Origin of the sequence: Pseudomonas sp. 09C 129, assembly GCF_002843625.1 — a bacterium.
Classification (GTDB): Bacteria; Pseudomonadota; Gammaproteobacteria; order Pseudomonadales; family Pseudomonadaceae; genus Aquipseudomonas; species Aquipseudomonas chlororaphis.
In genome coordinates, this window is sequence record NZ_CP025261.1 from 6,535,184 (window position 1) to 6,549,703 (window position 14,520).

Annotated in this window: 18 protein-coding genes; 5 read left to right on the top strand and 13 right to left on the bottom strand. The window is 64.1% G+C overall.

The annotated features are described in order from the left end of the window. Nucleotides 1–103 precede the first annotated feature (103 nt). Nucleotides 104–397 (bottom strand): addiction module antidote protein, encoded by a 294-nt coding sequence (locus tag CXQ81_RS29200; RefSeq protein ID WP_007924096.1) that lies wholly within the window; start codon nt 395–397, stop codon nt 104–106. Next, nucleotides 394–693, bottom strand: coding sequence for a type II toxin-antitoxin system RelE/ParE family toxin (locus CXQ81_RS29205; RefSeq protein ID WP_007924097.1), 300 nt, complete (start codon nt 691–693; stop codon nt 394–396). Before CXQ81_RS29205 ends, CXQ81_RS29200 begins: the two co-directional genes overlap by 4 nt. 171 nt (nt 694–864) lie before the next feature. Here CXQ81_RS29205 and CXQ81_RS29210 point away from each other — a divergent pair, with 171 nt between their 5' ends. Next, nucleotides 865–1,314, top strand: coding sequence for a DUF3828 domain-containing protein (locus tag CXQ81_RS29210; RefSeq protein WP_009045812.1), 450 nt, complete (start codon nt 865–867; stop codon nt 1,312–1,314). Nucleotides 1,315–1,338: 24 nt separating this feature from the next. Here the strand turns inward: CXQ81_RS29210 and CXQ81_RS29215 are convergent, their stop codons facing one another. From CXQ81_RS29215 to nirK, 3 genes are all read right to left on the bottom strand, one after another. Next, entirely contained in the window at nt 1,339–2,343 is a 1,005-nt protein-coding gene (locus CXQ81_RS29215) for an NAD(P)-dependent alcohol dehydrogenase (RefSeq protein WP_092420571.1), read from the bottom strand. Nucleotides 2,344–2,406: 63 nt separating this feature from the next. Then, entirely contained in the window at nt 2,407–2,706 is a 300-nt protein-coding gene (locus tag CXQ81_RS29220; protein ID WP_007924100.1) for a helix-turn-helix transcriptional regulator, read from the bottom strand. 66 nt (nt 2,707–2,772) lie between these two features. Further along, nucleotides 2,773–3,861, bottom strand: a complete 1,089-nt coding sequence (gene nirK / locus CXQ81_RS29225) for a copper-containing nitrite reductase (protein ID WP_101339230.1) — start codon at nt 3,859–3,861, stop codon at nt 2,773–2,775. 226 nt (nt 3,862–4,087) lie between these two features. On the opposite strand from nirK, the gene CXQ81_RS29230 reads away from it, so the two are divergent. From CXQ81_RS29230 to CXQ81_RS29245, 4 genes are all read left to right on the top strand, one after another. Continuing rightward, nucleotides 4,088–4,330, top strand: a complete 243-nt coding sequence (locus CXQ81_RS29230) for an exodeoxyribonuclease VII small subunit (protein ID WP_007924102.1) — start codon at nt 4,088–4,090, stop codon at nt 4,328–4,330. After that, nucleotides 4,327–5,214: a (2E,6E)-farnesyl diphosphate synthase gene (gene ispA, locus CXQ81_RS29235; protein ID WP_101339231.1), complete on the top strand. Its 888-nt coding sequence runs from the start codon at nt 4,327–4,329 to the stop codon at nt 5,212–5,214. The genes CXQ81_RS29230 and ispA overlap by 4 nt, the downstream gene beginning before the upstream one ends. A 111-nt stretch (nt 5,215–5,325) precedes the next feature. Next, a complete protein-coding gene (gene dxs / locus CXQ81_RS29240; RefSeq protein ID WP_007924104.1) occupies nt 5,326–7,224 on the top strand; it encodes a 1-deoxy-D-xylulose-5-phosphate synthase in 1,899 nt (632 codons plus the stop codon). Between the two features lie 112 nt (nt 7,225–7,336). Beyond that, complete coding sequence (locus CXQ81_RS29245) at nt 7,337–9,226, top strand: TonB-dependent receptor domain-containing protein (RefSeq protein ID WP_101339232.1); 1,890 nt, start codon at nt 7,337–7,339, stop codon at nt 9,224–9,226. A 106-nt stretch (nt 9,227–9,332) separates the two neighbouring features. Here the strand turns inward: CXQ81_RS29245 and CXQ81_RS29250 are convergent, their stop codons facing one another. From CXQ81_RS29250 to ribE, 8 genes are all read right to left on the bottom strand, one after another. Then, nucleotides 9,333–10,127: a cobalamin-binding protein gene (locus CXQ81_RS29250; RefSeq protein ID WP_101339233.1), complete on the bottom strand. Its 795-nt coding sequence runs from the start codon at nt 10,125–10,127 to the stop codon at nt 9,333–9,335. Beyond that, the gene (locus tag CXQ81_RS29255; RefSeq protein WP_009045819.1) at nt 10,127–10,546 is read right to left on the bottom strand and encodes a hypothetical protein; all 420 of its coding nucleotides are present in this window, start codon (nt 10,544–10,546) and stop codon (nt 10,127–10,129) included. The genes CXQ81_RS29250 and CXQ81_RS29255 overlap by 1 nt, the downstream gene beginning before the upstream one ends. Next, nucleotides 10,543–11,160 (bottom strand): GTP cyclohydrolase II, encoded by a 618-nt coding sequence (gene ribA, locus CXQ81_RS29260; protein WP_007924108.1) that lies wholly within the window; start codon nt 11,158–11,160, stop codon nt 10,543–10,545. The genes CXQ81_RS29255 and ribA overlap by 4 nt, the downstream gene beginning before the upstream one ends. A gap of 112 nt (nt 11,161–11,272) precedes the next feature. Next, nucleotides 11,273–12,031 carry an ABC transporter substrate-binding protein gene (locus CXQ81_RS29265; protein ID WP_007924110.1) on the bottom strand — a complete coding sequence of 253 codons (759 nt, stop codon included), beginning with the start codon at nt 12,029–12,031 and terminating at the stop codon, nt 11,273–11,275. A gap of 10 nt (nt 12,032–12,041) precedes the next feature. Then, nucleotides 12,042–12,545, bottom strand: coding sequence for a phosphatidylglycerophosphatase A (locus tag CXQ81_RS29270; protein ID WP_053262819.1), 504 nt, complete (start codon nt 12,543–12,545; stop codon nt 12,042–12,044). Continuing rightward, the gene (gene thiL, locus CXQ81_RS29275) at nt 12,542–13,507 is read right to left on the bottom strand and encodes a thiamine-phosphate kinase (RefSeq protein ID WP_101339234.1); all 966 of its coding nucleotides are present in this window, start codon (nt 13,505–13,507) and stop codon (nt 12,542–12,544) included. Before thiL ends, CXQ81_RS29270 begins: the two co-directional genes overlap by 4 nt. A gap of 18 nt (nt 13,508–13,525) precedes the next feature. Beyond that, entirely contained in the window at nt 13,526–14,026 is a 501-nt protein-coding gene (nusB, locus tag CXQ81_RS29280; protein ID WP_007924115.1) for a transcription antitermination factor NusB, read from the bottom strand. Then, nucleotides 14,023–14,499, bottom strand: coding sequence for a 6,7-dimethyl-8-ribityllumazine synthase (gene ribE / locus CXQ81_RS29285; RefSeq protein ID WP_007924117.1), 477 nt, complete (start codon nt 14,497–14,499; stop codon nt 14,023–14,025). Before ribE ends, nusB begins: the two co-directional genes overlap by 4 nt. Nucleotides 14,500–14,520: the final 21 nt, after the last annotated feature.

Sequence of the window (14,520 nt, forward strand, 5' to 3'; positions counted from 1 at the left end):
AACGCTGGAACGGGGCGAAGCTCATTCGCCCCGTGCTCCATGAATTCCCGCCAGGCGTGTTAGGCAGGACCGCCCCCCCGACATTGGCGGCTCGGCCCAGCCATCAAGACGCCCCATGTACCCGCGCCGTCATGTCCAACCCCAGTGCACGCATCACCGCCAGCAGGGTCTTCAGGGTCGGGTTGCCCTTGTCGCTGAACGAGCGATACAGCTGCTCGCGGGACAGCCCGGTTTCATGGGCCAGTTCGGTCATGCCCTTGGCCCGCGCCACCACACCCAGGGCTTTGGCGATATAGCCGGCATCGCCGGTTTCGAAGGCGTCCGCCATGAACAGGGCGATGGCTTGCGGGTCGCGCAAGGCCGTGGCGGGGTCATAGTCGAATAGCGGTTCGTTCATGATCGACTCCAACGACGGGCCAGGTATTTGGCCAGTTCGATATCGCGGCTCTGGCGACTCTTGTCGCCGCCGCACAACAGGATGACGAGTTGCAAGCCGCGCTGCTGGAAGTAAACCCGGTAGCCCGGCCCGTAATGGATGCGCAACTCACTGACGCCTTCGCCCACCGGGGACACGTCCCCGGCAAGACCGTTGGCCAGGCGAAAAATCCGCGCAGCAATCAACGCCCTGGCTCTGGAATCCTTGAGCCTGTTTTCCCACTCCATAAAGGTCGCGGTCTGTTTGATCTCGATCATCCCGCGACTGTAGTTTGAAGACTACAGCATTTGAAAGCGTATTTGTATTGCAAAGCGCTGCCAACGCACAGGCCGATAGCGATCCGGGCCACAGCGTGTTGAAATCGAGCACTCGGTCATAAATCTGATGTCTCAACGGCTCAATGTCTTAACTCCTGTAAGGACGTCCCCATGAGAAAGCTGTTCCCCCTGCTGCTCCTCGCCGCGGCTTTCCATCAGCCCCTCGCCTTCGCCGACTGCGCCAGCTCGCCCAAGCCGGTGGCCGAGGCCTTCTACAACTGGTACCTGCAGAGTTTCAGCAACGAAAAAGACCCGATCACCGATGACCTGCCGCACCTGCAGCAGTACGTCACGCAAACGCTGATCGAACGGATCAAGAAGCAGATGAGCAGCCCCGAGGGCCTGGAAGAGGATTATTTCCTCAAGACCCAGGACTACATGGATGAGTGGCTGACCCAGATCAAGGTCAGCGAACCGCAGGTGCAAGGCACCTCGGCGCGTGAGTCGGTGACCCTGGGCAATACGCCGGATACCACGCAGATCGTCGACCTGCTGCTGGTCAAGGACAAAGGCTGCTGGAAGATCAACGAGGTGCTGGCCACCACGGATCAGAGCGAGTGATCCGCGGCGGCCGGCCAGGCAGGATCAGATATCGAGAATGATCTTGCCGAAGTGCTGGTTGCTTTCCTGGTAGCGAAAGGCATCGACCATCGCGTCCAGGGCGAAGTGCTTGTCGAGGATCGGATGCATGCCGTTGGCGTCGATCGCGCGGACCATGTCCTGCTGCTGCCGGCGGCTGCCCACCAGCACGCCTTGCAGACGCAGTTGCTTGACCAACGCGGTGACGATCGGGAACTCACCGGCAACCCCCGTCAGGATGCCGATCACCGAGATATGGCCACCGACCCGCGCAGCGATCATCGACTGCTCCAGGGTGGAGGGGCCGCCGACTTCGATCACGTGATCGACGCCACGGCCGGCGGTGAGCTTCTGCACGGTTTCGCCCCATGTCGGGTCCTGGCGGTAGTTGATCAGGTGATCGGCGCCGAGGGCTTTCAGCCGCTCCAGCTTGGCATCGCTGGACGAGGTGGCGATCACGGTAGCGCCGAGCATCTTGGCGAATTGCAGGGCGAAGATCGACACGCCGCCGGTGCCTTGCACCAGTACGGTATCGCCAGCGGTCACCCGGCCGTCGTCCACCAGCGCACGCCAGGCGGTAAGGCCGGCGGTGGTGAGGGTCGCCGCTTCCGCGTGGCTCCAGCCCTTGGGTGCACGAGTAAAGGAGGTGGCACGGGCGGTGACGACTTCCCGGGCGTAACCATCCAGGCCATCGCCCGGCACCGTGGCGAAACCTATGACATTGGGTCGGCCGTCCAGCCATTCGGGGAAGAAGGTGCTGACCACCGAGTCGCCAACGGCGAATTCACTGACACCCTCGCCCACCGCTACCACTTCACCGGCGCCATCGGCCATCGGGATGCGCGACTCAGTCGGGCCCCACATGCCGCTGACCACCGCGAAATCGTGGTAGTTGAGGGAGCTGGCGCGCAGGCGCACGGTGATTTCGCCCGCTTGTGGCGCCGCGGCCGGCGCCTCGCCGACCACTACTTTGTCGTAGCCACCACCGGGTTGTACGTAGATTGCTTTCATGAACAGATCCTCCTGGGTTGCCTTTTCATTTCGAAAAATAACGAAATGTTCAAGTAAAAAAACTCAGAGTTCGCGCTTCAGTTGCTCGGCAAAAGCAGCAATGGCCGCTTCGTTACGGCGAAAGTAAGTCCATTTGCCGATACGCGTGGCCTCGACCAGCCCGGCCTGCTGCAGGATCGCCAGATGGCTGGACGTGCTGGACGCCGAAAGCGCGGCCTTGTGCTGCAGGTGAGTCATGCAGATGCCGATTTCTTTCGGCGCGTCATGCCCCTGGGGCGGGAAGTTGCCTTCCGGATCCTTCAGCCATTCGAGCATCTGCATACGGATGTCGCTGGCCAGGGCTTTGATTTGGTCGATGAGCATGGCGAGGATACTACGGACTTTTACGAAATGTTCAAGATCCGAGCAATATCCCCGCCCGTCCACCTATTACTTGCTCTCGACGATCGGCCCCGGCGCTTTCACCTGGGTCATCAGGTCATCGTCCCACTGCCCTTGCACCTTGATCTGGGCCAGGGCCCCCAGCTCCATGGCCTCGATCAGGTTGTGGCTGAGGTACACGTAGGTACCCGGCTGCTTGAAGGTGTACAGCGCCGCGACCGCGGAGCCGCCGGGGATAAACCAGGTTTCCATGTTGCGTTGCGGCGGGTTGGTGAATTTGCCGGTGGTCCAGACCCAGTCCCCATGGCCACCAATCAGGTGTGGACGGCTGTCGCGGTTGGCCTGGGAATGGATGAACAGCACGCTTTCACCGACCTTGGAGGTCAGCGCGTTGGCACCGGTCAGGGCGCCGACACGGCCGTTGAACACCACGTGGCTCGGAGTCAGGGTGCGCATGACCGCACGGGTGTCCTGGTAGCTGGACGCCAGGTCCGGGTAGTCCTTGTAGTGGCCGTTCTTGTCCTTGGGGATATACAGGTCGGATTCGCCTATGGTGTAGACGCGGTCGTAATGCAGGGGCTTGCCCTGAGGGTCGCGCAGGCCGTCACGGGGTAGCACCATCAGTGCGCCGTTCATGCCCGACACCACGTGCCACGGCACCATGCCTTGCGGCGCGCAATGGTAGACAAAGGTACCGCTGCGATCAGCCTTGAAACGCAGCACCACTTCCTGCCCCGGCACCACCTGGGTCAGGCCCGCCCCGCCCAGGGCGCCGGTGGCCGCGTGAAAGTCGACGTTATGGGGCATGCTGTTGGTCGGCGGATTGACCAGTGTCAGCTCCACATAGTCACCCTCATGCACCACCAGCGTCGGGCCGGGCATGGACCCGTTGAAGGTCATGGCCTGGAGCGTGGTGCCCTGGTCGTCGATGACCATTTTTTTCTCTTCGACACTCATGCGGAACTGCACCACCTTGGGCGGCCCGTTGACCACTTGCTCATGAGGATGAACCAGCGGCGGTGCGACCAGCTCGACCTGCACCCGCTGCAAACCCTCTGCCCCACCGGCCAGGACCAGGCTGCTGGCACAACTGCCAAGCAGCACCCAGGCCCCCAATACACTTCGAAAAACACTCATTGCAGCTTCTCCTTGCCAATCAACGATGGGGCATTGCAAGGCAAGTGCGCGCAACTTTCCTTGTCGTAAAGCAAGAAATGGCGACAGAAGGTCGACCCGCGCAACCGGCCCCTGACCCAGGGCAGAAAATCGCTCTGCCGAGCCGTTCGCCAATCGCCGCTCATTTGCCCCAAAACCCCATGTCTGCTAGTGTCGCGCCGGTTTAACGTCAACCGGGATAGCCGCCATGGCCCGCAAAAAAGCTGCCTTAGATTTCGAACAATCCCTCGCCGACCTGCAAACGCTGGTCGAGCGTCTGGAGAACGGCGAGCTGTCGCTGGAAGACTCGTTGACCGCCTTCGAGCAAGGCATCGGCCTGACCCGCGATTGCCAGGCGGCGCTGGCCCAGGCCGAGCAGAAGGTGCAGATCCTGCTGGAGCGCGATGGCGAGCTGGCCGAAGAACCCTTCGACGCGGAACAGCCAGAATGATCGCGGCCTATCAGGCCAGCAGCCAGGCCCGGGTCAATGCTGCACTGGAAACCCTGTTCCACGCGCCAAGCCCGGAGCTGGCCCGTCTTTACCAGGCCATGCGCTACAGCGTGATGAACGGCGGCAAGCGCGTGCGCCCGCTGCTGGCCTACGCCGCCTGCGAAGCCCTCGGTGCACGGCCGGAACAGGCCAACGGCGCGGCCTGCGCGGTGGAGCTGATCCACGCCTATTCCCTGGTGCACGACGATCTACCGGCGATGGACGACGACGACCTGCGTCGCGGCCAGCCAACTACCCATAAAGCCTTCGATGAAGCCTGTGCGATTCTCGCCGGCGACGGGTTGCAGAGCCTGGCCTTCAGCGCCCTGCTCGACCCGCGCCTGAGCGATTCGAACGCTGAGATCCGCCTGCGGATGGTCAGCGCCCTGGCCCTGGCCGCGGGCCCGGCGGGCATGGTCGGCGGCCAGGCCATCGACCTCGGTTCGGTGGGTCTCAAGCTCGACCAGAAAGCTCTGGAGTACATGCACCGGCACAAGACCGGCGCGCTGATCGAGGCCAGCGTCAAGCTCGGCGCCCTGGCCAGCGGCCGGGCCGAAAAAGACGAGCTCAAGTCCCTGCAGACCTATGCCCAGGCCATCGGCCTGGCGTTCCAGGTGCAGGACGACATTCTCGACGTGGAAAGCGATACCGCGACCCTCGGCAAACGCCAGGGTGCCGACATCGCCCGGGACAAACCGACCTACCCGGCCCTGCTCGGCCTGGAAGCGGCCAAAGCCTATGCCCTGGAACTGCGCGATCAGGCCCTGCACGCACTGCGACCCTTTGACGCGGGCGCCGAGCCCCTGCGGGAGTTGGCGCGTTATATCGTCGAACGACGCAGTTGATCGACCCCGGCGCGGCAGACCGCATATCGGCCAAGTTCCGCGCTCTGCGTGGGCAGCTTGCGATGCATAAGGTAAACTGCCGCCTCTTTTATACCTATAACGATTCGCCTGATGCCCACGACGTTTCATGAGATTCCCCGCAAGCGCCCGACCACGCCCCTGCTCGACCGTGCCAACACGCCGGACGGCCTGCGCCGGTTAGGCGAAGCCGAGCTGGAAACCCTGGCCGATGAGTTGCGCCTGGAATTGCTCTATACGGTCGGCCAGACCGGTGGGCATTTCGGTGCCGGCCTGGGCGTCATCGAGCTGACCATCGCGCTGCATTACGTCTTCGACACGCCGGACGACCGTCTGGTGTGGGACGTGGGTCATCAGGCTTATCCGCACAAGATCCTCACCGGTCGTCGCGAGCGCATGGCCAGCCTGCGCCAGAAGGACGGCCTGGCCGCCTTCCCGCGGCGTTCCGAGAGCGAGTACGACACCTTTGGCGTCGGCCACTCCAGCACCTCGATCAGCGCGGCGCTGGGCATGGCCATTGCCGCCCGCCTGCAGAACAGCGAGCGCAAGGCCATCGCGGTGATCGGCGACGGCGCCCTGACCGCGGGCATGGCCTTCGAGGCGCTGAACCACGCGCCGGAAGTGGACGCCAACATGCTGGTGATCCTCAACGACAACGACATGTCGATCTCGCGCAACGTCGGCGGCCTGTCCAACTACCTGGCCAAGATTCTTTCCAGCCGTACCTACGCCAGCATGCGCGAAGGCAGCAAGAAGGTGCTGTCGCGCCTGCCCGGCGCCTGGGAAATCGCCCGCCGCACCGAAGAATACGCAAAAGGCATGCTGGTTCCCGGCACCCTGTTCGAAGAGCTGGGCTGGAACTACATTGGCCCGATCGACGGCCACGACCTGCCGACCCTGATCGCCACCCTGCGCAACATGCGCGATCTCAAGGGTCCGCAGTTCCTGCACGTGGTGACCAAGAAGGGCAAGGGTTTTGCCCCAGCGGAAGTCGACCCGATCGGCTACCACGCCATCACCAAGCTCGACCCTCTGGACAGCCCCGCCGCCGCGCCGAAAAAAGCCGGCGGGCCGAAGTACTCCGGTGTGTTCGGCGAATGGCTGTGCGACATGGCCGCCGCTGACCCGCGCCTGGTGGGCATTACCCCGGCGATGAAGGAAGGCTCGGACCTGGTGGCCTTCAGCGAGCGCTTCCCGCTGCGCTACTTCGACGTGGCGATTGCCGAGCAGCACGCCGTGACCCTGGCGGCCGGCATGGCCTGCGAAGGCGCCAAGCCGGTGGTGGCGATCTATTCGACCTTCCTGCAGCGCGGTTACGACCAGCTGGTGCATGACGTAGCGGTGCAGAACCTCGACGTGCTGTTCGCCATCGACCGCGCCGGCCTGGTGGGCGAAGACGGCCCGACCCACGCCGGCAGCTTCGACCTGTCGTTCCTGCGTTGCATCCCCGGCATGCTGGTGATGACCCCGAGCGACGAGAACGAGCTGCGCAAGATGCTCAGCACCGGCCACCTGTACAACGGCCCGGCCGCCGTGCGTTATCCACGCGGTACCGGCCCGAACGCCACCATCGAAAAGGACCTGCAGCCGATCGAGATCGGCAAGGGCGTGGTCCGTCGCCAAGGCAGCAAGGTCGCCCTGCTGGTATTCGGCGTGCAACTGGCCGAGGCGCTGAAAGTCGCCGACAAGCTGGATGCCACTGTGGTCGACATGCGTTTCGTCAAGCCGCTGGATGAAGCCCTGGTATGCGAAATCGCCGCCAGCCACGAACTGCTGGTGACTATCGAAGAGAACGCCATCATGGGCGGCGCCGGTGGCGCGGTCGGCGAGTTCCTGGCGCGCGAGGCGATCCTCAAGCCGATCCTGCACCTGGGCCTGCCGGACCTCTACGTCGAACACGCCAAGCCGGCGCAGATGCTGGCCGAATGCGGCCTGGACGAAGCCGGTATCGAAGCCGCCGTACGGGCACGCCTGCAACGGCTCGGCCTGTAACCTGTAAACCTTAAAAGCGACGGCCCCTTCGGGGCCGATCGCAGCCTTCGGCAGCGGCTACAGGAGTTATCCCCCCGCTCCCGCCTCGCTCGCCAAGCGCCACGGATTGCCGATGAAACCCGCCCTCCTCGTCCTGCCCATTGCCCTGCTGCCCACCGGCCAACTGCTGGCCGACACTCTCGACCGCGAACAGGCCCTCAAGCTGCCCGACACGCTGATCAGCGCCAACCGCCAGGTAGAGGCCCGCAACGACAGCAGCGCCGCCAACACCGTGTTCACCCGCGACGACATCGACCGCCTGCAACCCTCCAGCGTCACCGACCTGCTGCAACGGGTGCCTGGCGTGCAAGTGGCGCAGAGTGGCGGCCGGGGCAGCCTGCCGGGGATCTATATCCGCGGCACTTCGTCGGCGCAGACCCTGGTGCTGGTAGACGGCCAGCGCATCGGCAGTTCGAGCTCCGGCGACAGCAATCTGCAGCATCTGAATATCCAGCAGATCGAGCGGGTGGAGGTACTGCGCGGTTCACGCTCGGTGATCTACGGCAGCGACGCCATCGGCGGGGTGATCCAGATCTTCACCCGGCGCAGCGCCGAGCAGGGCCTGCAACCCCGCCTGCACCTGGGAGTGGGTAGCCACCAGAGCTGGGAGCGCAGCATCGGCCTGTCCGGCGGCGACCAGCAGACCCGCTTCAGCCTGGGTGCCAGCCTCGACGACACGGCCGGGAGCAATCGCACCCATGAGTCCTATGCCAGCGATCGCGACAATGACGCCTACCGCAACCAGTCCCTCAGCCTGAGCCTGAGCCACGCCTTCAACGACGACTGGGAAGCCGGTCTGAACCTGCTGGATAACCGCGGTAAAAGCGAGTTCGACAACCCCTTCGGGCGTTCGTATTTCAATGGCAGCGCCTTCGAGAGCCTCCCCCAGAAGCCCTACAGCGAATTCGCGGTCAGCAGCTTCAGCAGCTATGTCGACGGGCGTATCAACGACGTCTGGAAGTCGCGCCTGGAGCTGGGCCACAGCGAAAACCGCGAGAAGACCTTCGACAAGCTCAGCAACGAACGCACGGTGTTCAACACCTATCGCGACTCGGTCAACTGGCAGAACGACCTGACCCTCGACGAACGCAACAGCCTGATCGTCGGCGGCGACTGGTACCAAGACCGGGTCAACAGCAGTACCGCCTTCGCCGAAGACAGCCGCTGGAACCGCGCGGCCTTTGTCCAGCATCACTTCAAGGCCGACAGTTTCTCCACCGAACTGGGCCTGCGTCGTGACCAGAACCAGCAGTTCGGCGGTCAGAACAGCTGGAGCGGCACCCTCACCCTACCGTTGAATGCAGACAACGATGTCCTGCTGACCTACAGCGAAGGCTTCCGCGCCCCGACCTTCAACGACCTGTATTACCCCGACTTCAGCAACCCCGACCTCAAGCCCGAGACCTCGAAAAGCTACGAATTGCAATGGCGCAGCCAGTTGAGCGAGAGCACTCGCCTGGAGACCTCGCTGTACCGCACCGACCTGGAAGACGCGATTATCTTCGGCAGCAATTCGCGCCCGCAGAACGTCGCCTCGGCACGCATCAACGGCTTCGAGGCGACGCTGCAGCAGGAGTTGTTCGGCTGGCAGAGCAATCTGGGGCTGGCGATCATCGATCCCCGCGACCGCGACACCGGCCACACCCTGGCCCGTCGTGCCCGGCGCACCTTGAGCCTGGACCTGGATCGGCAGTTCGACCGCCTGGGCCTCGGCGCCAGCTGGCAAGCAGTGAGCAGCAGCTATGACGACCTGGCCAATCAGCAACGCCTCGGCGGCTATGCCCTGCTGGGCTTGCGCAGCAGCTGGGCGCTGACTCGCGAAGTCCGGCTGGAACTGAAGGTCGACAATCTGCTCGACAAGTCCTACAGCCGGGTGCTGTACAGCCATGACGGCGCGCAGTACGGGTATCGGGAGCAAGGCCGGGCCTGGATGTTCGGGGTGACCTGGACGCCGGAGCTTTAGTCAGGTCGGGCCTGTAAGAACGCTATCGCGGGCAAGCCTCGCTCCTACACGGGGATTGCACATTTTTCTGTAGGAGCGAGGCTTGCCCGCGATGCGCTAGCTGCGGCTACTCGGAATCAAGCAACTCACAGAGCTTGGCCGTCGCGGCGATCATCTGCCCGCTCGGCCGCTCCAGGCCTTTATCGCTGATCAGCAACAACCTGCCTTGCGCCACCGCCTTCAATTGCGGCCAGGCTTTCCAGGCGTCAAGTTGCGCCTGGGTGCTGGCCAGAATCACTTCAGGGTTGCGCTGCAACACCGACTCGACGCTGACCTGGGGCGCCGGCAGCGGCAGGTCGGCAAACACGTTGCGCGCGCCGCACACACTCAAGGCATCACTGATGATTTGCCCGCCGCCCACGGTGTACAGCGGCTGGTCCCAGACCTGATAGAACACCGCCAGGGGCGCGCTGCGGGCATAGCGTTGCCGCAGGCCGGCCAGTTGCTGCCGCAACTCATTGGCACGCTCCAGGCCACGTTGCGGGCGCCCTAGCCGGGCGGCAACGGTTTCAATTTGAGTGGTGAGCTGGTCGAGGCTGTGGGGTTCGGCCACCAGGGTCGGGATGCCCAGGCGAGCGAGCTGCTCGCGCTGGGCCGGGCCGACGCTGCCGGGCCAGAGCAGGAGCAGATCCGGCCTGAGGCTGAGCAGCCGCTCCATGTCCAGCTGGCCGTAGCGGCCCACCGACGGCAGGTTGTGCAATTGAGGGGGGCGCTCGCCGGCGTCGAGCACACCGACCAGCAGGTCGGCGGAATCCAGTTCGACGACGATTTCCGATAGCGAAGGCGCGAGGCTGACCACGCGCTCCACGGCCAGCGCCGGGCCTGCGAGGGCCAGCAGCAGGACTGCCAGCCAGCGGCGCATCAACCGAGCTGACGCGGGATGCGGTAGAGGTAGAACAGCACCGCGGTGGACAGCGCCAGCAGGATCAGCGGCACCGCTTCCAGGCCGACGAATACCGCCAGGGCACCGACCCAGGCCGGCAGCGCCGCCGCCAGAAACGCCGCGCGACGACGGGCCGCCAGCTCGATCCAGGCCGCTGGTTCTTCAGGGGTATCGAGGGCTTTATGGGTGGCGATCAAGGCCCGTTTGTAACCGCCGAAAAAACGCAGGCTGACAAACATCGAAGCTACGCCAGCAATGAAAAACGGCATCGCCAGAATCGGCAGCAGCGGCTCGCCCTGGCCAAACACCAGATTGATCACGAACAGCGGCAGCAGCGCCAGCGCCAGGTATTGCCACCAGCTGACGGCCAGGCGCCGCCGGACCTGACCGCGGGTCACGCCCGGTCTACCTCGCCCTGGTGCTCGTTGCCCATCATGTGGTCGAGCTTGCTGGCCTTGGTGGCCAGGTAGAGTTTGTTGTGCGGGTTGTGGCCGGTATGCAGCGGCACACGCTCGGCAACGACTATGCCCATCTCGGTCAGGGCCTTGACCTTGCGCGGGTTGTTGGTCATCAGCCGCAGGGATTTCACCCCCAGGTGCTCGAGCATCGGCAGGCACATGGCGTAGTCACGCTGGTCGGCGGCAAAGCCCAGGCGTTCGTTGGCTTCCACGGTGTCGGCGCCGCCATCCTGCAACTCATAGGCGCGGATCTTGTTGAGCAGGCCAATGCCGCGGCCTTCCTGACGCAGGTACAGGAGCACGCCACGGCCTTCGCGGGCGATCGCCTGCAGGGCGGCTTCCAGCTGCGAACCGCAGTCGCAGCGCTGGCTGAACAGGGCGTCGCCGGTCAGGCATTCGGAGTGCAACCGGCCGAGCACCGGAGCACCATCGGCAATATCACCCAGGCTGAGCACGACGTGCTCGCGGCCGGTGGCTTCATCGAGAAAACCGTGCATGGTGAATTGCGCAAAAGGGGTAGGCAGCTTGGAAGCGGCAACAAAAACGACGGGCACCGTTGTGCTCCTGATCTGTATGGGACTGGAGATTCGCAGAGGCGGCATTGTAACAGCAGCTTCCGACAGACGCTTAGGCTGAATTATCGGACATAAAGATCGAGAAGTTAGATCAACGGTCTTCAGGCGGACGCCCGGTATCGAACGGATAGGGCTGCTGCCAGCGCTGGAAAATCGGGCGCAAACGGCCATTTTTCACCAACTCGGCCATCCGCCGATCGAACAGCGCGCACAGCACCCGCCCCCGTTCATTGTTGGCAAACCCCAGGAACAGTGGCAGTTCGGCCAAATGGCTGCGCCGGAACTGCGAGCGGTCCCCGGCCTGGGACAGGACAACATCGACCTCGGTCAGGGCATCGATATAGAAGTCGGCGCGGCCTTGCTGGAGCATCGGCAAGATACCGACACGCCGGCGGATCTCATTGAAACGCTGAATATTGGGCAAGTAGTCCTGGTAGCGATAGCCGCGCACCCAGACCAGGCGATAGTTGCCGAGCGTGGCCAGGGTCGGCGGCGGGTTCGTCGCCAGGCCCAGGCTGTAGATATGGTCGGTGTCGTAATTCCAGCGCGGATACAGGGCGCCATCGGTTTCGTCCCGATAGGAACCGACCAGGGCGTCGACTTCACGCCGCTGCACCAGCCCGACCGAGCGGGTGTACGGCACGCTGCGCATGTCGAGCTTCACGCCCTGGGTCTCGAAGACCTCGCGCAGGATATCCCAGGCCATGCCCTGGCCATCGGCCTGGGTGTAGCTGTCCCACTCCTCGCTGGCCACCCGGATTTCGCCGGGAAGCGCCGCCGGCTCAGCGGCCCGGACCAGGCTGGCGGTCAAGACACAGAGCGTTACCAGCAGAACGCGAGCGGCCGGCATGGCTGATTCCTCAGGTAAAACACCACACCAGCCCCTGCATCGCCAACCAGGCGAAGACACCGGCCAGCACGTCGTCGAGCATGATCCCGATACCGCCGTGCACATGCCGGTCGATCCAGCGAATCGGCCAGGGCTTGAGAATGTCGAAGAAGCGGAACATCAGGAAACCCGCCAGCAACCACTGCCAGCCTTCCGGCACCAGCCACAGGGTGATCCACATGCCGACCATTTCGTCCCAGACAATGCCTTCGTGGTCATGCACCCGCAGGTCGTCGGCCACCTTGCCGCACAGCCAGAAGCCGAACAGCATGGTGATGCCGAGCATCAGCCAGTAACCCCAGTCCGGCAGCATCTGCCACAGCGGGATGAACGGTAGCGCCACCAGCGAGCCCCAGGTACCCGGAGCTTTGGGCAAGGTGCCCGAACCGAAACCGAAGGCCAGAAAATGCCAGGGATTACGCCAGACGGAGGGCGGCACGAACTCTGCCGGAACCTGTTTGGGATGATCTGTCACGGTGTCTCCCGAAAATGTTGATAGCCCCGAGTGTTCGGGGTGATGTCCCGCCCCTCGGCATCCAGCAGCACCACGCCCTGCCCGGCCACGACCCGGCCCAGCACATGCACCGGCCAGCCGGCGGCGAGCAGCGGCGCCAGCTCGGCTTCGGGCAAGGTGAAGACCAGCACGTAATCGTCACCGCCGCTGAGTGCCGCCGAGCGGGCGCCATTCTCACCGAGAAAGCTCAACAACGCCCGGGACATCGGCAGTTTTTCACTTTCGATCAGCAAGCCGACAGCTGAAGCGGCAGCAATGTGCCCGCAGTCGGCCAGCAGGCCATCGGAGATATCCATGGCCGCGGTAGCCTTGCCGCGCAGCGCCTGGCCCAGGGCCAGTTGCGGTTGCGGCGACCAGTAATGGGCCAGCAAAGGCTCGGCGACCGCCGGCTCGGCGCTGCGTTGTCCGAGCACCAGGGGCAAGGCCCCGGCGCCATTGCCCAGCTCGCCGCCGACACACAGCAGGTCGCCCGGACGGGCACCACTGCGGGTCAGGGCCTGGCCGGCGGGCACGCGACCGAACACGGTCATGGTCAGGGTCAACGGGCCGCGCGTGGTGTCACCGCCTACCAGGCGCACGCCGCAGCTCTGCGCCATGGCGCTCAGGCCGTTGGCATAGGCTTGCAGCCAATCGGCGTCAACCGTCGGCAGGGTCAGGGCAAGGGTGAAGGCGACAGGCGCGGCGCCCATGGCCGCCAGGTCGCTGACCGCCACCGCCAGCGAGCGCTGGCCGAGCAGGAAAGGGTCGCAGGGATCTGCGAAATGCACACCGGCCACCAGGGTGTCGGTGGAAATCGCCAACTGTTCGCCAGGGGGAACAGCCAGCAAGGCGCAGTCGTCGCCAATCCCCAGTACAACGCCCTCGCCGCCCTGCGCACAAGGCGCGGCAGCGAAGAAGTTACGGATCAGCTCAAACTCGCCCATGGCAGCTGCAAGCGCGGATCAGCGCTTGAATGCCTTCACTTCAGCTTCACGCAGACGCGGGGCCAGCTTGTCGAGTACGCCGTTGACGAACTTGTGGCCGTCGGTGGAACCGAAGACTTTGGCCAGTTCGATACCTTCGTTGATCACAACGCGGTACGGCACGTCGACGCGCTTGAGCAGTTCCCAGGTGGACAGGCGCAAAACCGCCAGTTCGACCGGGTCCAGCTCTTCGATGGTGAGGTCCAGGCAAGGGGTGAGAGCGTTGTCGATCTCATTCTTGTTGGCCGGAACGCCGTGCAGGATCTCACGGAAGTAGGCACCGTCGATGTCGGTGAAATCGTTGTCGACCCGGAACTGCGCTTCGATCTCGTTCAGCGAGTGCTTGGCCATGTGCCATTGGTACAGCGCCTGGGTCGCGAGCTGACGGGCTTCGCGACGCTTGGCGCTCTTGGATGGCTTGCCAGCGTCCGCAGGTTTCGGATCACGCGGGTTGAAACGATCGCTATCGTCGCTAATCACTTGGCCTCCAACTGCGCCAGCAGGCTGACCATTTCCAGAGCGGACAAGGCAGCTTCAGCACCTTTGTTGCCGGCCTTGGTGCCGGAACGTTCGATGGCTTGCTCGATCGAGTCGACGGTCAGCACGCCAAAGGCGACCGGTACGCCGAACTCCATGGACACCTGGGCCAGGCCCTTGGTGCATTCGCCCGCCACGTATTCGAAGTGCGGAGTGCCGCCACGAATGACCGCGCCCAGGGCGATGATCGCCGCGAACTCGCCCTTCTGCGCGACTTTCTGCGCAACCAGCGGAATCTCGAAGGCGCCAGGGGCACGAATCACGGTGATGTCGCTTTCGCTCACGCCGTGACGGACCAGGGCGTCAACGGCGCCGCTGACCAGGCTTTCGACGACGAAGCTGTTGAAACGGCCGACCACCAGGGCATAGCGGCCTTTGGGGGCGATGAAGGTACCTTCGATGGTCTTCAGGGTCATTCGACAAATCTCTTAAAGAGC